18 protein-coding genes are annotated in these 20896 nt (G+C 64.5%); 12 read left to right on the forward strand and 6 right to left on the reverse strand.

Going from position 1 to position 20896, the window contains the following annotated elements:
• Nucleotides 1–53: 53 nt before the first annotated feature.
• The 4 genes from panB (at nucleotide 54) to pgi (ending at nucleotide 3954) form a co-directional block, all read left to right on the forward strand.
• Complete coding sequence (gene panB, locus SD196_RS23215) at nucleotides 54–854, forward strand: 3-methyl-2-oxobutanoate hydroxymethyltransferase (protein ID WP_331317405.1); 801 nt, start codon at nucleotides 54–56, stop codon at nucleotides 852–854.
• On the forward strand, nucleotides 851–1702 hold the full coding sequence (panC, locus tag SD196_RS23220; protein WP_275608695.1) for a pantoate--beta-alanine ligase: 852 nt from the start codon (nucleotides 851–853) through the stop codon (nucleotides 1700–1702). The genes panB and panC overlap by 4 nt, the downstream gene beginning before the upstream one ends.
• Nucleotides 1703–1822: 120 nt before the next feature.
• Nucleotides 1823–2203 carry an aspartate 1-decarboxylase gene (gene panD / locus SD196_RS23225; protein ID WP_045216800.1) on the forward strand — a complete coding sequence of 127 codons (381 nt, stop codon included), beginning with the start codon at nucleotides 1823–1825 and terminating at the stop codon, nucleotides 2201–2203.
• A gap of 86 nt (nucleotides 2204–2289) precedes the next feature.
• Complete coding sequence (gene pgi, locus SD196_RS23230) at nucleotides 2290–3954, forward strand: glucose-6-phosphate isomerase (protein WP_416310721.1); 1665 nt, start codon at nucleotides 2290–2292, stop codon at nucleotides 3952–3954.
• 40 nt (nucleotides 3955–3994) lie between these two features.
• On the opposite strand, the gene SD196_RS23235 is transcribed toward pgi, so the two are convergent.
• A complete protein-coding gene (locus SD196_RS23235) occupies nucleotides 3995–5011 on the reverse strand; it encodes a GlxA family transcriptional regulator (protein ID WP_416310722.1) in 1017 nt (338 codons plus the stop codon).
• Between the two features lie 60 nt (nucleotides 5012–5071).
• On the opposite strand from SD196_RS23235, the gene SD196_RS23240 reads away from it, so the two are divergent.
• The 8 genes from SD196_RS23240 to SD196_RS23275 all read left to right on the forward strand — a co-directional run bounded on the left by SD196_RS23240 (nucleotide 5072) and on the right by SD196_RS23275 (nucleotide 15244).
• Nucleotides 5072–6166 (forward strand): DJ-1/PfpI family protein, encoded by a 1095-nt coding sequence (locus SD196_RS23240; protein WP_416310723.1) that lies wholly within the window; start codon nucleotides 5072–5074, stop codon nucleotides 6164–6166.
• A gap of 63 nt (nucleotides 6167–6229) precedes the next feature.
• Nucleotides 6230–8167, forward strand: coding sequence for an acetate--CoA ligase (gene acs / locus SD196_RS23245; protein WP_275608699.1), 1938 nt, complete (start codon nucleotides 6230–6232; stop codon nucleotides 8165–8167).
• A gap of 81 nt (nucleotides 8168–8248) precedes the next feature.
• Entirely contained in the window at nucleotides 8249–9127 is an 879-nt protein-coding gene (locus SD196_RS23250; protein WP_343577172.1) for an oxygenase MpaB family protein, read from the forward strand.
• Nucleotides 9128–9315: 188 nt separating this feature from the next.
• Nucleotides 9316–9930 (forward strand): response regulator transcription factor, encoded by a 615-nt coding sequence (locus SD196_RS23255; RefSeq protein WP_275608701.1) that lies wholly within the window; start codon nucleotides 9316–9318, stop codon nucleotides 9928–9930.
• 99 nt (nucleotides 9931–10029) lie between these two features.
• Nucleotides 10030–13113 carry a DUF748 domain-containing protein gene (locus SD196_RS23260; protein WP_370600066.1) on the forward strand — a complete coding sequence of 1028 codons (3084 nt, stop codon included), beginning with the start codon at nucleotides 10030–10032 and terminating at the stop codon, nucleotides 13111–13113.
• An 11-nt stretch (nucleotides 13114–13124) separates the two neighbouring features.
• Nucleotides 13125–13409 carry a DUF2845 domain-containing protein gene (locus tag SD196_RS23265; RefSeq protein WP_275608703.1) on the forward strand — a complete coding sequence of 95 codons (285 nt, stop codon included), beginning with the start codon at nucleotides 13125–13127 and terminating at the stop codon, nucleotides 13407–13409.
• 8 nt (nucleotides 13410–13417) lie between these two features.
• Complete coding sequence (locus SD196_RS23270; RefSeq protein WP_331317419.1) at nucleotides 13418–13723, forward strand: DUF2845 domain-containing protein; 306 nt, start codon at nucleotides 13418–13420, stop codon at nucleotides 13721–13723.
• Between the two features lie 57 nt (nucleotides 13724–13780).
• On the forward strand, nucleotides 13781–15244 hold the full coding sequence (locus SD196_RS23275; protein WP_343577165.1) for a rhomboid family intramembrane serine protease: 1464 nt from the start codon (nucleotides 13781–13783) through the stop codon (nucleotides 15242–15244).
• Nucleotides 15245–15293: 49 nt separating this feature from the next.
• On the opposite strand, the gene SD196_RS23280 is transcribed toward SD196_RS23275, so the two are convergent.
• From SD196_RS23280 to truB, 5 genes are all read right to left on the reverse strand, one after another.
• On the reverse strand, nucleotides 15294–15644 hold the full coding sequence (locus tag SD196_RS23280; RefSeq protein ID WP_275608706.1) for a BON domain-containing protein: 351 nt from the start codon (nucleotides 15642–15644) through the stop codon (nucleotides 15294–15296).
• Nucleotides 15645–15830: 186 nt separating this feature from the next.
• Entirely contained in the window at nucleotides 15831–17246 is a 1416-nt protein-coding gene (locus tag SD196_RS23285) for a hypothetical protein (protein ID WP_275608707.1), read from the reverse strand.
• Nucleotides 17247–17339: 93 nt separating this feature from the next.
• Nucleotides 17340–19445 (reverse strand): polyribonucleotide nucleotidyltransferase, encoded by a 2106-nt coding sequence (gene pnp, locus SD196_RS23290; RefSeq protein WP_275608708.1) that lies wholly within the window; start codon nucleotides 19443–19445, stop codon nucleotides 17340–17342.
• 168 nt (nucleotides 19446–19613) lie between these two features.
• Nucleotides 19614–19883 (reverse strand): 30S ribosomal protein S15, encoded by a 270-nt coding sequence (rpsO, locus tag SD196_RS23295; protein ID WP_017518939.1) that lies wholly within the window; start codon nucleotides 19881–19883, stop codon nucleotides 19614–19616.
• A gap of 98 nt (nucleotides 19884–19981) precedes the next feature.
• Nucleotides 19982–20896 carry a tRNA pseudouridine(55) synthase TruB gene (truB, locus tag SD196_RS23300; RefSeq protein ID WP_275608709.1) on the reverse strand — a complete coding sequence of 305 codons (915 nt, stop codon included), beginning with the start codon at nucleotides 20894–20896 and terminating at the stop codon, nucleotides 19982–19984.

Here is a 20896-nt window from a genome sequence, read left to right on the forward strand (position 1 = left end):
CGGACTATAGGTGCCCGTTTGCCCCTGCCCGGCGCAGAACTGAGGACACTTTCATGCCTGATGTCACCCTGACCACCCTGCAAGGTCTCAAGCAAAGCGGCGAGAAGATCGCAATGCTGACCGCCTACGACGCCACGTTCGCGCACGTTGCCAGCCAGGCCGGCGCCGACGTGCTGCTGATCGGTGACTCCCTGGGCATGGTGCTGCAAGGACACGACAGCACGCTCCCGGTCACCATCCAGGACATGGCCTACCACACCGCCGCCGTTAAGCGCGGCAACAAGGGTTCGCTGATCCTCACCGATCTGCCGTTCGAATCGGGTACGTCCCTGGAACGTCTGCTGCGCGATTCGGTAACGGTCATGCAGGCCGGCGCCCACATGGTCAAGCTGGAAGGCGGCGCCTGGCTCGCCGAGCCGATCGTGCGCCTGGCGCAGCTCGGCATTCCGGTATGCGCGCACCTGGGCCTGACCCCGCAGTCAGTCAACCTGTTCGGAGGCTTCAAGGTCCAGGGCCGCCAGGAAAACCAGGCCCGCCAGCTGCGCGCCGACGCCATCGCCCTGGAACAGGCCGGTGCCGCCATGCTGCTGCTGGAGTGCGTTCCGTCGGCGCTGGCCCAGGAAATCAGCGAAGCGGTGAAAATCCCGGTGATCGGCATCGGTGCCGGTGCCGGCACCGACGGCCAGGTCCTGGTGATGCACGACATGCTCGGCCTGTCGCTGACCGGCCGCGCGCCGAAGTTCGTGAAGAACTTCATGGAGGGCCAGCCGGATATCGCTTCGGCCATGGTCGCCTACGTCAAGGCCGTGAAAGACGGCTCCTTCCCCGGCCCGGAGCACGGATTCGCCTCATGAACACGGTAAAAACAGTCCGCGAGCTGCGTGCCGCGGTGGCCCGCGCACGCAGCGAAGGCAAGCGCATCGCGCTGGTCCCGACCATGGGCAACCTCCACGCCGGCCACGCCGCGCTGGTGACCAAGGCCAGCCAGCGCGCCGATTTCGTCGTTGCCAGCATCTTCGTCAATCCGCTGCAGTTCGGCCCCAGCGAAGACCTGGACAAGTACCCGCGCACCCTCGCCGCCGACCAGGAGAAATTGCTCAACGCCGGCTGCCACCTGCTGTTCGCGCCGACCGTCGAGGAGATGTACCCCGACGGCATGGACGGCCAGACCCGCCTGCACGTGACCGGCGTCTCCGAAGGCCTGTGCGGCGGCAGCCGTCCTGGGCACTTCGATGGCGTCGCCACCGTGGTGTGCAAGCTGTTCAACATGGTCCAGCCGGACATGGCGTTGTTCGGCGAGAAAGACTTCCAGCAGTTGGCGGTGATTCGCAAGCTGGTGCGCGACCTGAACCTGCCGGTGCAGATCTTCGGCGAGCCGACCGTGCGCGCCGAGGACGGCCTGGCGCTGTCCTCGCGCAATGGCTACCTGAACGATGACCAACGCGCTACCGCGCCGGTGCTCTACCGCACCCTGAAACAGCTCGCCGAGCAGGTTCGTGGCGGTGCGCGTGATTACGCAGCGCTGCTCGCCGAAGGGCGCCAGCAGATCGAACAGGCCGGCCTGCGCATCGACTACCTGGAAATCCGCGAATCGGCCGGGCTGCGTCCGGCAACGGCAGAAGATCGTCAGTTGGTGATCCTGGTGGCGGCCTTCCTCGGCACCACTCGCCTGATCGACAATCTCGCCTTCCACATCGACTAAACCCCCGCACGACTACCGGAATCTCGCCTCAAGGCCGCGCCAGCCGCGGCCTTGAGGGGTCTCCGGTGCTCGGGCATACTCGCACCGCACTCCCGTATCCAGAAAAAGAGGAGCCACGCCATGCAGAGCATCATGCTCAAAGCCAAACTGCACCGCGCCGAAGTCACCCACGCCGTGCTCGATTACGAAGGCTCCTGCGCCATCGATGGCGAATGGCTCGATCTCGCGGGGATCCGCGAGTACGAACAGATCCAGATCTACAACGTCGACAACGGCGAACGCTTCACCACCTACGCCATCCGTGGCGAGGAAGGCTCGCGAATGATTTCGGTCAACGGCGCCGCTGCCCACAAGGCCAAGGTGGGTGACCGGGTGATCATCTGCGCGTACGCTCAGTTCAGCGACGCCGAGCTGGAAGGCTACAAGCCGCGCATGCTGTACATGGCGCCCGGCAACGAACTCAGCCACACCAGCAACGCCATCCCGGTTCAGCTCGCCTGACCCAGAAAAAGCCCGGAACCACCGGGCTTCTTTCAAGGTCGAGAGCAAACGTTCAAACACGCACGCCACACCCCCGAAGGTACGTCATGGAACACCACCTCACTCCGCTGGATGCCACGCAATTGAAGAGCTGGCAGGCGCTGGCCGTCCATCGCCAGGAGCTACAGAACTTCTCGATGCGCGAGGCGTTTGCCAAGGACCCTGAGCGCTTCAAGCGCTTCTCCCTCAGCGCCTGCGGCCTGTTCCTCGACTTCTCGAAGAACCTGATCCGCCAGGACACCCTCGAGCTACTGGTCAAGCTCGCGGAAGAGGCCAGGCTGGGCGAGGCCATCGAATCGATGTTCCGTGGTGACGTGATCAACGCCTCCGAGCGCCGCCCGGTACTGCACACCGCGCTGCGCCGCCCCATCGGCGACAAGGTGCTGGTGGATGGCAAGGACGTGATGCCCGAGGTGCACCGCGTACTGCACCAGATGACCGAGCTGGTATCCGCCGTGCACAACGGCCTGTGGCGCGGTTACACTGAGAAGCCGATCACCGACGTGGTGAACATCGGCATCGGCGGCTCCTTCCTCGGCCCGCAGCTGGTGTCCGAGGCGCTGCTGCCGTTCGCCCAGAAAGGCGTGCGTTGCCATTACCTGGCGAACATCGACGGCAGTGAGTTCCGTGAGATGACCGCCAAGCTCAACGCCGAGACCACGTTGTTCATCGTCTCGTCGAAGTCCTTCGGCACCTTGGAAACCCTGAAGAACGCCCAGGCCGCCCGCGCCTGGTACCTGGCCCAGGGCGGTAACGAAGCAGAGCTCTACCGCCACTTCATCGCGGTTTCCAGCAACAAGGAGGCGGCTGCCGCCTTCGGCATCCGCCCGGAAAATGTCTTCCCCATGTGGGACTGGGTCGGCGGTCGCTACTCGCTGTGGTCGGCCATCGGCCTGCCGATCGCCATGTCGGTGGGGATCAACAACTTCAAGGAACTGCTGTCCGGCGCCTACAACATGGACCAGCATTTCCTCACCGCGCCTTTCGAGCGCAACATTCCGGTCCTGCTGGGCCTGCTCGGCGTCTGGTACGGCGACTTCTGGGGCGCTCGCAGCCACGCGATCCTGCCCTACGACTACTACCTGCGGAACATCACCGACCACCTGCAGCAGCTGGACATGGAGTCCAACGGCAAGAGCGTGCGCCAGGACGGCACCCCGGTCTCCGCCGGCACCGGCCCGGTGATCTGGGGCGGCGTGGGCTGCAACGGCCAGCACGCCTACCACCAGTTGCTGCACCAGGGCACCCACCTGATTCCGGCGGACTTCATCGTCCCGGTGTCCAGCTACAACCCAGTGGCCGACCATCACCAATGGCTGTACGCCAACTGCCTGTCGCAGAGCCAGGCCCTGATGACCGGCAAGAGCCGCGCCGAAGCCGAGGCCGAACTGCGCGCCAAGGGCCTGGACGAGGCGGAGGTGCAGCGTCTGGCGCCGCACAAGGTGATCCCGGGCAACCGCCCGAGCAACACCCTGGTGATGGAGCGCATCAGTGCCCGCCGCCTGGGCGCGCTGATCGCCATGTACGAGCACAAGGTCTACGTGCAGAGCATCCTCTGGGGCATTAACGCCTTCGACCAGTGGGGCGTGGAATTGGGTAAGGAGCTGGGCAAGGCGATCTACGGCCGTCTGGTGGGCAGCGAGGAAAGCGCCGCCGAGGACGCCTCCACCCAAGGCCTGATCGACTTCTTCCGCGGCCGCCACCGCGGTTGAGGCCAGAGTGGACGGATGCGCACCGCGCATCCGTCCCTGCTCATCGGCAAAAGCGCTGCCGGTACTCCCCGGGCGTTACACCCAGAGCCTGCACGAAGGCGCGCCGCAGGTTGTACTCGCTGCCGAACCCCGTGTGCTGCGCCACACGCTTGAGCGAAGACTCTCCACCCTCCAGCAATTTGCTGGCCTTTTCCAGACGTAACTGCAGCAGCAGCTTGGCCGGCGTCATGCCCATCTCCGCCTGGCAATGCCGGTGCAGGGTCCGCGTCGACATCGCCATTTGCGCGGCCATCGCGTCCACGTCCAGCGTCTGATCAAGCCTCTTCCGCAGCCATGCCACCAGTTGCTCCATCTGCCCGTTCGGCGGAGCCTGCTGGGCCAGCAATTCCGCACTGAACTGTCGTTGCCCGCCGGGACGGCGCAGATACATCACCAGTCCTCGCGCAACGTTCAGTGACAGCTCGCGACCGTGATCCTCCTCCACCAGACTCAGGCACAGGTCCATGCCGGCGGTAACCCCGGCGGAGCTGTAGAGCTGCGCGTCACGTACGAACAGGGCGTCCGGCATCACCTGCACGCGAGGAAACAGCCGCTGCAACAACTCGGTGTAGCGCCAGTGGGTCACCACCGGACGGCCGTCCAGCAGCCCGGCCTGGGCCAGCAGGAAGGCGCCCGTGCACACCGAGCCGCAACGTGCGGCCAGGGGCGCCGCCTGTGCCAGCCAGCGGGCGATTTCCCCTTGCTGCATGGCCGACTGAACGCCGTAACCGCCGGCGACCAGCAGCGTGCACCCCGACGCTTCCGCCGGCTCAGGCAGTGGCGAAGTGGACAGTTCCAGGCCGGTGCTGGAGCGCACCAACCCGCCGACAGGTGAAAGGGCCTGCAGACGATAAGCCGGTCGCGCGACCGGCAGAAGGTGTTCATCCACCGCGGCGAACACGTCCGCCGGTCCCGTGGCGTCCAGCAACTGGAAGTCGGGGAAGACCAGTAACAGCACAGGGTGAGGAGTACTCATCCGGGCAATCTCCAGGAAGGCCATTGGCAGATATTCACTCATTGCTGTCATAAGTGACAGATTCGCTCCGGGCAAGCTGAAAGTCCCGCCCTGGAGATCGCCATGCGCCCCCACACTTTCCTGCTCATCGTCCTGTTGATCGTCGCGGCCCAGACAGAGGCCGGCGAAGCATCGTTACCGCCGTATCAACCGCGTTTCGGCCGAGAGCGGCCGGTGATCGCCGTGGTAGCCCAGAACCGCATGACCGAACTGGCCGATTATGTGGTACCGCTCGGCGTGCTGCGCCGCTCCGCTGTGGCGGAGGTCCAGGCGCTGGCGACCGAATCCGGCCCGGTACAACTGCTGCCGGCGCTGAAAATACAGCCGCAGGCCACCCTCGACGAGTTCAGGCAACGTTTTCCCCAAGGCGCGGACTATGTGGTAGTACCAGCCGTGCATGACAGCGAAGCCCCTGCCCTGGTCGGCTTCATCCGCGAGCAGGCAACGAAGGGCGCGATCGTGATCGGCGTCTGCGATGGCGTGCTGGTGCTGGGCCACGCCGGTCTGCTGCACCAGCGGCGCGCCACCGGCCACTGGTATTCGCGCGGCCAGCGTCTGGCCGACTTTCCCGATGCGCTCTGGCTGGAGAACCGCCGCTACGTGGTCGACGGCAATCTCATGACCACCGCCGGCGTCACCGCCGCCCTGCCCGCCTCCCTGGCGCTGGTGGACGCCATCGCTGGAACGGCGAGGGCCATGGAGCTGGCACAGGAACTGGGGGTGCCGGAGTGGTCGTCACGGCATGACAGCCAGCACTTCGCCCTGGGCGCCAGCGGCTACCTGACCGCCGCGGGCAACTACCTCGCGTTCTGGCGCCGCGACACCTTCGCCGTGGTGCTGCAACCGGGTTTCGATGAAGTCAGCCTGGCGCTGAACGTGGATGCCTGGACGCGTACCTTCCGCACCGAGGTGAAAGCGAAGGCCCGGCAGCCGGTCACCAGCGCTGGTGGCCTGCTGTTCCTCCCTGACGAGGGTGCAGGCCAGCCGGAGCTGCCGCAGCCGTCCGGCAGCGCCATGCTCGGCCTGGAGCAGACCCTCTCCGCCATCGCCAGCCGCTATGGCGAGCCGACCCGGCAACTGGTCGCCGCCCAGCTCGAATACGTCTCGCCTGAACGATCCGCCCGGCAGGCGCGTCGAAACAGCATGGACAACCCTTGAACCCGCCAGGCCTTGGATGCACCCTTGTGGGCATCTCGCCTCACACAACAATAAGGATTCCCCATGTACGAGATCAGCCTTCACCCCGTCCCGGAGGCCGTACGCCAGCGTGCCTACCTCGACAACGACGCCTACCAGCGCCTGTACCGGCAGTCGGTGGACCACCCGGAAGCCTTCTGGGGCGAACAGGCCAAGGCCTTCCTCGACTGGTTCAAACCCTGGACCTCGGTCCACCACGGCGACCTCACCCGCGGCCAGGCCAGTTGGTTCAAGGGCGGCCAGCTCAACGTGACCTACAACTGCATCGACCGCCACCTGGAAACCCGTGGCGAACAGGTCGCGATCATCTGGGAAGGCGATAACCCGGCCGAATCGGCGCAGATCACCTATCGCAAGCTGCACAGCCATGTCTGCCGCTTGGCCAACGTGCTCAAGAGCCGTGGGGTGGAGAAAGGCGACCGGGTTTGCATCTACATGCCGATGATTCCCGAGGCGGCCTACGCGATGCTGGCCTGCGCGCGGATCGGCGCCATCCACTCGGTGGTCTTCGGCGGATTCTCCCCCGATGCCCTGCGCGACCGCATCCTGGACGCCGATTGCCGCGTCGTGATCACCGCCGACGAAGGCGTACGCGGCGGCAAGTACATCCCGCTCAAGCAGAACGTGGAAAAAGCCCTGAAGGACTGCCCGAAGGTCTCCAGCGTGGTGGTGGTCGAGCGCACCCAGGGCGAGATCCCGTGGGTCGAAGGCCGCGACATCTGGTACCACGAGGCCCTGCGCGGCGCCAGCGAAGACTGCGCGCCGGAACCGATGGACGCCGAGGACCCGCTGTTCATCCTCTACACCTCCGGCTCCACCGGCAAACCCAAAGGCGTGCTGCACACCACCGGTGGCTATCTGCTGGGCGCGGCGATGACCCACAAGTACGTGTTCGACTACCACGACGGCGACATCTACTGGTGCACCGCGGACGTCGGCTGGGTCACCGGGCACAGTTACATTGTCTACGGTCCGCTGGCCAACGGTGCCACCACCCTGATGTTCGAGGGCGTGCCCAACTACCCGGACGCCTCGCGCTTCTGGCAGGTGATCGACAAGCACCAGGTGAACATCTTCTACACCGCCCCCACCGCCATCCGCGCCCTGATGCGCGAAGGCGAGGATCCGGTCAGGAAGACCTCACGCAGCAGCCTGCGCCTGCTCGGCTCGGTGGGCGAGCCGATCAACCCGGAAGCCTGGGAGTGGTACTACCACGTGGTCGGCGACGCGCGTTGCCCTATCGTCGATACCTGGTGGCAGACCGAAACCGGCAGCATCCTGATCAGCCCGCTGCCCGGGGCCACTGCGCTCAAGCCCGGTTCGGCGACCCGCCCGTTCTTCGGCGTACAGCCGGTTCTGCTCGATGAGCAGGGCAAGGAAATCGACGGTCCCGGCTCCGGTGTACTGGCCATCAAGGCCAGCTGGCCGAGTCAGATCCGCAGCGTCTATGGCGACCACCAGCGGATGATCGATACCTACTTCAAGCCCTACCCCGGCTACTACTTCACCGGCGACGGCGCGCGCCGCGACGAGGACGGCTACTACTGGATCACCGGCCGCGTGGACGACGTGATCAACGTCTCCGGCCACCGTATCGGCACCGCCGAGGTGGAAAGCGCACTGGTGCTGCACGATTCGGTGGCGGAGGCCGCGGTGGTCGGCTATCCGCATGACCTCAAGGGACAGGGCATCTACGCCTTCGTCACACCGATGAACGGCATCCAGCCCAGCGACGCGCTCAAGCAGGAGCTGCTGGCGCTGGTAAGCAAGGAAATCGGCAGCTTCGCCAAGCCGGAGATGATCCAGTGGGCGCCGGGCCTGCCCAAGACCCGCTCGGGCAAGATCATGCGACGCATCCTGCGCAAGATCGCCTGCAACGAACTGGAGAACCTCGGCGACACCTCAACGCTGGCCGATCCCAGCGTGGTGCAAGGGCTGATCGACAACCGCCTGAATCGTTGATCCTGCTTCAGGCCCCGGGCGCAAAGATGTTAGGTTAAAAGTACAGACCTGCCGTCCTTGCCCCGAGGCCTGTTCGCCGCAATGGAAACTGTTCGCCGCCATATCGAAAGCCAGGTGCTGAGCCTGACCGGCCTCGCTCTGGGCGGGGTCGACTTCGAATCGCCCAAGGGTGATCCGGGTCTGTTCGGCCCGGACTCGATCTGCTGGAAAGTCCACGGCGACTTCAGTTCGATGCTGATCGGCGGCATCACCGCCCTGCTCCTGCAGATGCTGCATCCCGGCGCGCTGGGTGGCGTCTGGGATCACTCCAACTTCCGTGCCGACATGCTCGGCCGCCTGCGCCGCACCGGGCAGTTCATCTCCGCCACCACCTATGGCTCGCGGGCGGACGCGGACAAACTCATCGAGCGCGTGCGACGCATCCACGACAGCGTCCAGGGCACGCTCCCCGACGGCACCCGCTACTCGGCCAATGACCCGGACCTGCTCACCTGGGTCCACGTGGCCGAGGTCAGCAGCTTCCTCGCGTCGCACCTGCGCTACCTTAACCCCAACCTGTCCGGCGAAGACCAGGACCGCTATTACGACGAGATCGCCCTGATCGCCGAGCGTCTGGGTGCGCGCGACGTGCCGCGCTCCCGTGCAGAAGTGGCGGCCTACCTGCAGCGCATGCGTCCGCAACTGCGTTACGACGAGCGCACCCGCGAGGTGGTCAGCGTGCTGTTCAACGCCCCGGCACCCAGCTTCCTGGCCAAACCCTTCGGCATGCTGATGATGCGCGCCGGCGTCGACCTGCTGCCGGAATGGGCCGCCGACCAGCTCGACCTGAGCCTGGGCAACCTGCAGCGCCAACTGATCCGCTCCAGCGTCAGGCGCAGCGTGCCGCTGCTGCGCTGGGCCGTACGCAATGGCTCGCTGCACCGGGCGCGGCGGCGCATGGGATTGCCTCCGCTGCGCTGAGCTGGCTCTTCAGAGGCAGAGTTCCCTCTGCCCGGCAAGTCTTTATTCCCGCGCTCGGTGGCAGGGGATCGATCCTTGACCCCGAGCAAGCTTTTCTCCGCAAGCCTAGGATTTTTCCGTGAGACGCTGAACATTTGGGCTATTTTCAAGCTCAATTCGCCGACATAGCCACACTCAGGGAGTGAAACATGAAGAAGCGAGTCGTGTTGATCGAAGATCACCCCGCGATGCGTCTGGCGATCCGCTCACTACTCGGGCAGGACTCGCAGTTCGAAGTCGTCCGTGAAGCCGCCGATGGTCATGGAGGCCTGGATGCCGTTCGCAAGGAGCGTCCGGACCTGGTGATCCTCGATCTCAACCTGCCGGGCATGGACGGCCTGGATCTGCTCGCGCGCATCCACATCTTCGACGAGAACATCCGCCTGCTGGTGCTCAGCTCCCAGGACGAGCGGCTGTATTCGAGCAAGGTGGAGGCCGCCGGTGCGCACGGTTTCGTCAGCAAGAACAATGACACCAGCGCTATCCTCAACGCAGCGCGCATGCTGGTCTCCGGCTACCGTTGCTTCCCGGAAAAGTCACTCAACATCGCCAGCCATACGGACCCCGTCGCCAGTCTCACCCCGCGGGAGCTGGTCGTCCTGCGCAGTCTGGTGCGCGGCATGAGCAACAAGGACATCGCCGAGGAGCTTTTTCTCAGCCAGAAGACTGTCAGCACCTACAAGACCCGAATCCTGGAGAAGCTCAACCTGGAGAGCGTGGTGGATCTGGTGGAGTTCGCCCGCACCCATCACCTCAATGACTGATCCACGCGCGAACAACGCCCGAAAGGGCATTCGTGTGATCGCAAACGCTCAGCCGTGCCATACTTCACCGGCACGTCACGACGGAAAACGACACCCGCCATGCCCAAAGGATTGATACGCGCAATCGGCGCACTGTTGCTGCTGTTCCTCTTCTACTGCCTGTTGGGCTTCTTGATCCTTCCCGGGGTCGCCCTGCGCGTGGTCAACCAGCAACTGGCCCAGTATGCGAACGTCCCGGCGCGCCTTGAGCGCATCGAACTCAACCCGTTCAGCCTCGAACTGACCCTGTGGGGACTGCATCTGGGCAAGGACGGCGAAGAGCAGGTGCGCTTCGAGCGCCTGTACGCCAACCTTGAGGCCGACAGCCTGTGGAAGCGCCATGTGCATCTCGCCGACATCGAGCTGGATGCGCCTCACACGGAGCTGCTGTTCGCCGAGAACGGCACGTTGAACCTGACCCAGCTGTTCAAGCTGCCGCCAAGTCAGCCCGCCCCTCAGCAGGAGGAGCCCAGCCGGCCCTTCCCCTTACGCATTGATCGTATCCGCCTGGCCGAAGGCAGCCTGCACTTCCTGGACCGCCGCCCGAGCGAACCGGTGGAGTTCCTCTTCAACCCGATGGGTTTCGAGCTGAGCAACCTCAGTACCCTGCCTGAAGATGGCGCCAGGATGACCCTTGTGGCCACTGGACCGCACGGCGGCAAGCTCGACTGGCAAGGCGACCTGAGCCTGGTGCCGCTGACCTCCAAGGGCACCCTGTCGCTTCAGGGCGTCCCGCTCAAAGCCTGGTGGCCCTATGTACGGGACAACGCCCCGCTGAATCTGGAGAGCGGCATTCTCGGCGTCTCCTCCGACTACCATCTGGACCTCTCCCAGGGCACCCAGTTGCTGCTCGACAAGGCGGCGGTGAGCGTGCGCGAACTCAGCCTGAAATCGCCCGACGGCAAGCCGCTGGCCAAACTGGCCAGCCTGGACGTCGGCGAAACCACTCTGGACCTGGCCAAGCGCGAGGTCATGGTGGGCCAGATCCGCAGCCAGGGCCTGGAAGCCTGGGCCGCGCGGGAAAAGGACGGGCAACTGGACTGGCAAAAACTGTTCGCCAGCTTCAAGCCCTACAAGCGCCCGCAGGAACCGGCTCCCCAGACCGAAACGGCGCCGCCGCAGAACACCGAGCAGCCCACCGCTGCCAAGGCGGCGACTCCCAGCACAGACAAACCGGTAGAAACTGCCGCCCAGGCACCTGAGAAGACCTCGCCGCCCACCGCCCAAAGCACGCAGCCCCCGGCACCTGCGGCTACCACGCCTGACAAGCCGGCTCCAGCCGCGGAAGCGGAAAAGGCCTGGCATGTGGTGCTGCGCGATACCCAGCTGCGTGGCTACAAGGCCCACCTGGCCGATCGTGCGCCGGCCAAACCGGTCGCGCTGGAAGTCGGCCCGCTGGACCTGGACCTGCAGAACCTCGACAGCCAGCTCACCTCCCCCCTGCAGCTCAAACTCAAGACCGGCCTGGGCCAGCGCGGGCAGATCGAGGCCAGCGGCCAGGTCAACCTCAGCCCGGTCAATGCCAAGCTGAAAGTCGCCACCCGCGACATCGACCTGCGCGTCGCCCAGGCCTACATCGATCCGTTCATTCGCCTGGAGCTACGCAGCGGCTTCCTCGCCAGCGACCTCAACGTCGACCTGAAGAGCACCGAACCACTCGCCTTCGGCATCGACGGCAGCGCCCAGGTCACCCAGCTGCATACCCTGGACACCATCAAGAACCGCGACTTCATCAAATGGACCACGCTCACGCTGGACGGCCTGGCCTACCGCCACGGCGACAGCCTGGCGATCCAGAGCGTTTCGCTCGAAGAACCCTACGCTCGCTTCATCATCAACGAAGACCGCACCACCAACGTCAGCGAGCTGATCATCCCGCAACCCGCCTCGGCCCCCGCCGCAGCCGGCAAGTCCGGTAGCGCAAGCTCCGCAGGCGGCAAGCCGATGGGCATCCACATCGGCGGCGTGAAGGTGAACAACGGCTCGGCCAACTTCGCCGACCTGACCCTGCGCCCGGACTTCGCCACCGCCATCCAGCAACTGAGCGGGGAAATCGGCACCCTCGACAACCGCAATCCGCAACCGGCTTCGGTGGACATCAAGGGCAAGGTCGACAAGTACGCGCCGGTCACCATCAAGGGCAGCCTGAACCCCTTCTCGCCGCTGGAGAAGCTGGACATCGCCACCAGCTTCAAGCGCGTCGAGCTGACTACCCTGACGCCCTACTCCGGCAAGTTCGCCGGCTACCGCATCCGCAAGGGACGGCTGAACCTGGACCTGCACTACCAGATCACCCAGGGCAAGCTCAAAGCCGACAACAAGGTACTGGTGGAACACCTGCAACTGGGCGAGAAAGTCGACAGCCCCGACGCCGTGGACCTGCCGGTGAAGCTGGCGGTAGCCCTGCTCAAGGACGCCAACGGCAACATCGATATCCAGCTGCCGGTGGAGGGCGATCTGAACAACCCGCAGTTCAGCGTCATGCCCATCGTCTGGCAAACCCTGCGCAACCTGGTGCTGCGCGCGGTCCAGGCGCCCTTCAAATTCATCGCAGGCCTCGCCGCTGGCGAGGGGCCCGACCTGGGCAGCGTGACGTTCGCCCCCGGCTCCAGCGAGCTGGAGCCCGACGCACAGGCCAATCTGGACAAGCTGGCCGATGCCCTCAAGCAGCGCCCGGCGCTCAAGCTGGAGGTCGAAGGTGTCAGCGCGGCCAGCAGCGACGGCCCGCTGCTGGCCCGCAAGCGTCTGCAGGAGGAGTACCGCAAGAACTACTACAGCATGCTGCAACGTCGCGGCGACAAGGTGCCCAGCGATGCCAGCAAGCTGGAAGTACCGGAGGACCTGCAGCCGGCCCTGTTGGAAGGGATCTACCGCACGCGCCTGAAGAAGCAGCCGCCGGACGAGTGGAAGGACCTGAGCCGGGCCGACCGCACGGTGAAGCTGGAGCAGGCGGTGCTGGCCTCCTGGAGTGACAGCCAACTGCTGCTGCGTAAGCTCGGCCAGGAGCGCGCCACGCAGATCAAGGACTATCTGGTGTCCAAGGGCGGCCTCAGTGACGACCGTGTCTATCTGATCGACGTAAGCCTCGGCGAGGCGGAGAATGGTGGCAACGTGGCCACTCAGCTCCACCTGGACAGCGAATGAGGTTCCGCACCATGAAAGCGCTTGCGGTCTGCACACTGCTGTTCTGCGCGGCTACCGCGCAGGCCGAGAGCATGCGGTGCGGCAGTACCCTGGTCAACGCGGGCGACCGCGCCTGGGAGGTCGAACAGAAGTGCGGCCCGCCTGAGCACCGCGATGAGGTCGGCTATTCCCTCGGCAGTTACGACAATCGCGAGTACCGCATTGAGGAGTGGGTCTACGGCCCGCGCAACGGCACGATCTACATCCTCACCTTCGAAGCCAACCGGCTCAAGAGCATCGAGTTCAAACGCAATTGACCCTATCCATGAGCCTACGCCCGGCGCTGCTGATACTCCTGCTGCTCGCCGGGCAGTCCGAAGCCGCCAGCCTGCGCTGCAACAGCAAGCTGATCAGCACCGGCAACCTCACCAGCGAGGTGCTCGATCGCTGCGGCCCGCCCGTCGACCGCTCGTTCCTCGGTTACAAGGAAGTCGTCGGCGACTGGGGCCAGCGCAACGAGGTGGCCGTGGAGGAATGGATTTACGGCCCCTGGAACGGCATGCTGTATTTCGTGCGCTTCGAGGGTAACCGCCTGACCACCATCCAGAGCAAACGCAGCGGCGGCAACTGACACCCTGGCCCCGCCAGTGCTAGCCTGCGGCATCTTTGCGCCAAGGATCGGTCGCCCATGGTCATCGTACCCGCTGAACACCCGCTGGACTGGAAGAAGCCTCCAGTCGTCACGCTGCTGCTCATCCTGCTCAACGTCCTGATCTTCTTCGGCTACCAGAGTGGCGATGGCGAGCGGCGTGAGCAGGCAGTCCGGGTTTATCTCGAAGAGGACCTGCTGAGCCGCGAGCGCCCCCTGTTCAGCGCCGCCCTGGAGCGCCGCGAGCGGATCAAGGCGGATCAACGCCAGACGGTGGAGGCCCTGCCCCGCCAGCAACTGGCCTGGCTCATCCTTAGCGACCTGGAGTTCGGCCATGACCTGCGCAGCCTGCCGGCCTACGACCAGGATGCCGCCTGGCAAACCGCCCGCGCCAAGGCGGAAAGCGCACGGGATCGCCTGAGCAGCCTGCGTTTCGGCTTCGTTCCGGCGCGCTTCACCGTCGAAGGCCTGTTCGGCTCGATGTTCCTGCACGGCGACTTCTGGCACCTGGCCGGCAACATGGTGTTCCTGTTCATCTTCGGCTTTGCCCTGGAGATCGCCCTGGGCCGCTGGACGTACCTAGGCCTGTACCTGCTTTCCGGGCTGTGTTCGGGGCTGCTCTGGTGGGCACTGGACCCGGCCTGGGTGCCGGGAGTCGGCGCCTCCGGCGCGATATCCGGGTTGATGGGCATGTACATCGGCGCCTACGGGCTGCGACGCATCCGCTTCTTCTACTGGCTGGGGCCCCTGATCGGCTACTTCAGCGCCCCGGCACTGTGGATATTGCCGCTATGGCTGGGCAAGGAGCTCTTTGGCCTGCTGCGTGCAGCGGATCACGTCAATTACTACGCGCACATCGGTGGCCTGGTATCGGGATTCATCGCCGTCTGGCTGCCCCGCCAGCTGGGTGGATTGAAAGTCGATCACGCCTATCTCGCCAAGGAAGATCCCGACGCGCCGTTCAAGCGTGCCTTGAACAGCCTCGACGAACAGATCGGCCGCTTCGCCCTCGACCAGGCGGCGGCACGCGGGAACGAACTGCTCGAACGCTATCCGGGCCGTCTTCCATTGATCGAGCGCCTGTACGGAGTCGCCAAGGCACGCCAGGACCGCGCCCTGATGAGCACAGTGCTCAAGCAACTGTTCGCCCTGCCTCGCAGCCAGGCGACCGACGCTCTGGTTCGCCGGCTGGCCGACGAGAGCGGCGCGAACGACCCGCAGCTGTTGAACCATCCGGCCATCCAGCTTCACCTGCTGCGCAAACTGCTGCTACTCGACGAACCGGTGCGTGCGCTGGGCTGCTGGCGTCGTCTGGCCACGTCCGGGCAACGGCCCGAACAGCTGCCGTCACTGACCCTGCAGTTGGCCAAGCGCCTTAATCCACGCCAGGACGGCCGGACCATCGCCGAGATGACGCACTTCCTTCACCAGCACTTCCCGGACGCCGACCCGACCCGGCAGATCCTCATCTACCAGCAGCACCTGGCCCCCCGGACGCCCTGAACGAAAAAGCCCCGCCAGATCGAGCCTGGCGGGGCTGCGGCCGGCACACTCAGTCGGTCGACTTCAGTCCGTCGGCGGAAACGGCCTTCACGCCCTTGGTGTCCTGGGCAGTCTTGATGGCCAGCTGCCGTTCAGCGTCAGTTTTGACGTTACCGGAAAGGGAAACCACACCCTGGTTGGTTTCGACCTTGATGCCCGTAGCGCCGATGTCCTTGTTGGCGATCAGCATGGATTTCACCTTGCTGGTGATCCAGGTGTCGGAAACCGCCTGCTCGGTCTTCTGAACCGTATCGTTCGCGGCCAGCGTCGTCGGCTGGGCGAACACCGAGTTGGCGAACGAGAAGCTGAGGGCGGTTGCGGTGGCGGCGGCAAGGGCCAGTTTGCTGAAGCGATGTTTCATGGCGGTCTCTCCTGATGGGTGAAGACTGCTGCCTCCTCCTGGCGGCAGTTGCATCAGTAGTCTCGCAAGCCCTGTGCCAGCCTTGCTTAGCCATGAAAATACAAATAAATCAGGCAGTTATAAAATTAAACGCTATGCAGATTGCACAGTCGCTCCGGCGTCACCATGCAATTTGCATCGCCGCGCTCAAGCGCTTTTGCCGAGATTGGCCAGAACGGCCTCCAACTGCACGACCTCGCTCATTTGCTCGAATGCCGGGTAGCGCTGGCGAATGAAAGCGAGCAACTGGCGAGCCGGCTCGACCTGTCCAAGCTCCTCGGAAAAACCCCGCGCCGCCAGCAGATAGGCCCGGGGGACTCCCGGGTAATCCGGGAAGCGCTTGTGCAGATTGCGCAGCAGGCTCAGTGCTTCTCGCGCCTTGTGCCGCTCCAGCAGCACCTCGGCGATGCGCTCGCACACCAGGGGATCATCCGGCAGGTAGTCCGCCTGCAATTGGCGAGCATTGAGGAATGCCGTCACCGCCAAGGGCGTATTGAGACGAACCGCCAGCGGCAGGTAGTGGGGCAGATGCTTCAGGCACTCACTGCGGGCATTCACCGAGAACAGCAACTGGTGATAGCGCTCATTGAGCTTGAGGTCCTGCGCCCCTTCACGCAACGCCTCCAGCAGTATCTCCAGCGCGGCGCCACTCTGCCCTTCCTTGACCCGTATCTCGGCCTCGGCCAACGCCTTGCGGCGACGCCATTCCGGCGCGGCGAATCCCGCCGGGGCCTCGTCGCCGGCCGCCACATAACCCAGTTCGCCCTGATACTGGAACACCGCATACCCCATCATGGCGCACATCACCACGCCGAAGTAGCCGCTGAGCAGGGCCACCACCGGCACCATCACCACCCGGGGCAAGCCCTGAGACAGGAACCAGCCGACATAGCTGGGCGACTGCCAGAGGATGAACAGGAACACGCAGAGGATCAGGTAACGCCAACCCATGGCGCTCATGACCTGGCCGATATCGGCCGGACTCAGCGCCGCGCCGAGGCTCTTGTCCAGCGACAGGCGGATGATGCTCGCCGGCAATGCCAGCATGATTGCGACATTGACGCCCCAGTAGATCGCCTCGCTGTGGAAGTCCGCCGCCAACCAGAGCAGCACCAGCACAATGACGAATACCGCCAACTGCTGGAAGAACGCCCGCAGGCTGTCCAGGCGGAACGCCTCGACCAGGCCCGGAGCCTCCTGGCTGCCGAAACTGGCGGCCTCAATCACGCTGTGCAGGTACTTGGTCGCTACCGCGAACAGCAGCAGCCAGAGCAGCAGAACGCTGGGCATGAACACGCACGCCAACGCCAGCAGTGCGGCAAAGGCCAGGGGACCAGTTTGCAGGCCATAGGCGAAGAAGCGCGGCAGGCGCTCCCAGAACGGCTGGGCGGTGTTGGCAGCGCCGAGAAAGCGCAGCGCACCCCGGCAGAGCGGACAAGCCGGCGCATACTCCGGGGCATCGGAGTTCAGCGGTACGCAACAATCCCCGTAATGTCGCTCGCACGGCAGGCACTGCCAGGTGGCAGGCTGGGCGCTGTGATAGTGGCAATACTGCTTGTCCATCCCGGGGCATCCTTGGAGCGAGATCGGGGAATAGCACATTCCAAGGCAAAAAAAGAGGGCCCGCAAGGGGCCCTCTCTTCATTTCGCTACTGCTTAGACGCCGGAGGCTTCGGCAGCGGCAACGTCCTTGATGGACAGCTTGATGCGGCCACGGTTGTCCACATCCAGAACCAGGACTTTGACTTCCTGGCCTTCCTGCAGAACGTCGGTGACCTTGTCGATGCGCTTGTCGCTGATCTGCGAGATGTGCACCAGACCATCCTTGCCCGGCAGGATGTTGACGAAGGCACCGAAGTCCACGATGCGCTCGACCTTGCCGACGTAGATCTTGCCGATCTCGGCTTCCGCGGTAATACCCAGGACGCGCTGCTTGGCGGCCTCGGCAGCTTCCTTGGTTTCGCCGTAGATCTTCACGCTGCCATCGTCCTCGATGTCGATCGAGGCCTTGGTCTCTTCGCAGATGCTGCGAATGGTGGCGCCGCCCTTGCCGATGACGTCGCGGATCTTGTCGGTGTCGATCTTCATCTGGATCATGGTCGGAGCGTTTTCCGACAGCTCGGCGCGCGGAGCAGCAATGACCTGGTTCATCTGGCCGAGGATGTTCAGGCGAGCTTCCAGGGCCTGGCCCAGGGCGATCTCCATGATCTCTTCGGTGATGCCGTTGATCTTGATGTCCATCTGCAGGGCGGTAACGCCCTTGTCGGTACCGGCGACCTTGAAGTCCATGTCGCCCAGGTGGTCTTCGTCACCCAGGATGTCGGTCAGGACGGCGAACTTGTCACCTTCCTTCACCAGGCCCATGGCGATACCGGCAACCGGAGCGCGAACCGGCACACCAGCGTCCATCAGCGCGAGGGATGCGCCGCACACGGAAGCCATGGAGCTGGAACCGTTGGATTCGGTGATCTCGGAGACTACACGGATGGTGTAGGGGAACTCGTCCTGGGTCGGCAGCATGGCAGCGACGCCACGACGGGCCAGACGGCCGTGACCGATTTCACGACGGCCCGGGCTGCCCATACGGCCGCACTCGCCCACCGAGAAGGGCGGGAAGTTGTAGTGCAGCATGAAGGCGTCCTTGCGCTCGCCTTCCAGGGTGTCCAGCAGCTGCGCATCACGGGCGGTGCCGAGGGTGGCAACGACCAGGGCCTGGGTTTCACCACGGGTGAACAGGGCGGAACCGTGGGTCTTGCCCAGTACGCCGACTTCGATCTTCAGCGGACGGACGGTGCGGGTGTCGCGGCCATCGATACGCGGCTTGCCGGTAACGATGTTCTCGCGAACGATGCGGTATTCCAGCAGACCGAAGACATCCTTGACCTCGGAGGCCGGGAACTTACCTTCTTCTTCGCCAGCGAACAGGGCAACGGCCTGGTCGCGCAGTTCGCCCAGACGGTTGTAGCGATCCTGCTTGATGGTAATGGTGTAAGCCTGGGAGATGGCATCGCCCAGCTCGGCCTTGATGGCGTTGACCAGCACGGTGTTCTCGGCCGGGGCTTTCCAGTCCCAGGACGGCTTGCCGGCTTCGGCAGCGAGTTCGTTGACGGCGCGAATAACGGCCTGGAACTCTTCGTGGGCGTACAGCACGGCGCCCAGCATTTGGTCTTCGGTCAGCTCGTCGGCTTCGGATTCAACCATCAGTACGGCGTCGGAGGTACCGGCCACGACCATGTCGAGGCTGGAGCTCTGCAGCTGCTCGTAGGTCGGGTTGAGGATGTAGCCGATTTCCGGGTGGAAGCCGACGCGGGCGGCGCCGATCGGGCCGGCGAACGGAATGCCGGAGATCGCCAGGGCGGCGGAGGTGCCGATCATGGCCGCGATGTCCGGATCGGACTTCTTGTTGGTGGAAACGACGGTGCAGACAACCTGCACTTCGTTCATGAAACCTTCGGGGAACAGCGGACGGATCGGACGGTCGATCAGGCGCGAGGTCAGGGTTTCCTTCTCGGAAGGACGGCCTTCACGCTTGAAGAAGCCACCCGGGATACGGCCGGCAGCGTAGGTCTTCTCCTGGTAGTGCACGGACAGCGGGAAGAAGTCGCGGCCTTCGGCCGGGGACTTGGCGCCGACCACGGTGACCAGTACGGTGACGTCGTCCATGGTGACCAGAACGGCACCGGTGGCCTGGCGTGCAATACGGCCAGTCTCGAGGGTTACGGTCGACTGACCGAATTGGAATTTCTTGATTACCGGGTTCACGGTTTCTCTACCTTCTCTTTGTTGCCTTGGGGGAAATCGTGGAAATGCCGGGAGTCGGACCCGAATTCATTCCCTATAAAAGCGAGAAAGCCGGGAGCCAGAGCCGATGAGCGGTATGAACCGCTCATCGACCCCGGACTCCCAGCTTCCCACTTCAGGCTTGCCGTCTTAGCGACGCAGGCCCAGGCGACCGATCAGGGCGCTGTAACGAGAGGTGTCCTTGCTCTTCAGGTAGTCCAGCAGCTTACGACGCTGGTTAACCATACGGATCAGGCCACGACGGGAGTGGTGGTCTTTGCCGTTGGCCTTGAAGTGGTCCTGCAGCTTGTTGATGTTGGCGGACAGCAGTGCAACCTGCACTTCCGGGGAACCGGTGTCGCCTTCAGCTTGCTTGTACTCGTTAACGATCTGGGCTTTTTCTTGGACGCTCAGTGCCATGATGGGGCTTCCTCTGAGGTAACAGGCCAGGGACTTCTCCCTGTGTTCATAGTAAGAGGAGTGACCGTGCCTGCTGACAGCCACCCTCGGTTTCGGCCTTAAGACCGAATCAGTCGACGCGGCGCCAGGCGCCCGTCATCAGTCACTTCACCGATACCGATGAAACGACCTTCGTGATCCTGCACCCGCAGCATGCCGAACTTCGGCATCTCGGGAGCGCGTACCGGCTGCCCGTGCAACCAGTAATAGGCGCTGTGCTCGGAAAGCTGCAGCAGCGGCCAGTGCTCCAGGCCGGCATCCACCGGCAACAGGAAGCGGTCGAGGGCTTCGTTGCCACCCTCGGCATGGACTTTCTCGAGCTCCTCCAGCGTCACCGACTGGTTCAGCTGGAACGGCCCGGCCTGGGTCCGGCGCAGGGCGGCGACGTGGGCGCCACACCCGAGTTCGCGGCCGATGTCTTCGACCAGGGTGCGAACATAGGTGCCCTTGCTGCAGGAAACGGCCAGCGTCGCACAGGGCGACTCGAAGGCGAGCAAATCCAAGCGCGCAATAGTAACAGAACGCGCCTCGCGCTCCACTACCTCTCCTGCACGCGCCAGCTTGTACAGCGGCTGGCCGTCCTTCTTCAATGCCGAATACATCGGCGGCACCTGCTCTATGTCGCCACGGAAGCGCGGCAACATGGCCTCCACCGCTTCCCGACCGACGGTCACTTCGCGCTGTTCGAGCACCTCACCCTCGGCATCGCCGGTGGTAGTGGTGACGCCCAACTGAGCGACGGTCTCATAGGCCTTGTCGGCATCCAGCAGGTACTGGGAGAACTTGGTCGCCTCGCCGAAGCACAGCGGCAGCACACCGGTGGCCAGCGGATCGAGGCTGCCGGTGTGGCCGGCCTTTTCGGCATTGAGCAGCCAGCGCACCTTCTGCAGGGCCTGGTTGGAACTCATGCCGCGCGGCTTGTCGAGCACCAGCACGCCGTTGACCGCACGGCGAATGCGTTTCACCTGGGCCAC

Source organism: Pseudomonas macauensis (assembly GCF_047902425.1).
GTDB lineage: Bacteria > Pseudomonadota > Gammaproteobacteria > Pseudomonadales > Pseudomonadaceae > Pseudomonas.